This is a genomic window from Citrobacter sp. Igbk 14 (genome assembly GCF_028069825.1).
In the GTDB taxonomy this organism is placed as follows: Bacteria; Pseudomonadota; Gammaproteobacteria; order Enterobacterales; family Enterobacteriaceae; genus Citrobacter.
On the sequence record NZ_JANEWM010000212.1, the window covers coordinates 1 to 249 of the forward strand.

Genomic DNA, 249 nt, shown 5'->3' on the forward strand with positions numbered 1-249 from the left:
GGTAATTTACTCAGGTTAATGAAGTACCAGAATCCGTCTGATAAATTGGCAAACAGCGATGAGAGATTGCTTGAATCTGGCAGTAACTCAACAAGGATTTCAACGAAGCCCTGGACTACAAAATACAGCGCAAAGAATACGACGAATTTAATAATCAATGACCGGAATACAAAACCTAACAAAGTATTTAATGCACTAATCAGAATCCCAAACATAGTTGCACTCCTTTAGGCACTCAGAATAATACGG

1 protein-coding gene is annotated in these 249 nt (G+C 38.2%); it reads right to left on the reverse strand.

Annotated features, from left to right (window positions below):
- The coding region (locus tag NNN64_RS23605; protein WP_271442864.1) for a DUF2523 family protein at nt 1-215 on the reverse strand (215 nt) is incomplete at its 3' end.
- Nucleotides 216-249 lie beyond the last annotated feature (34 nt).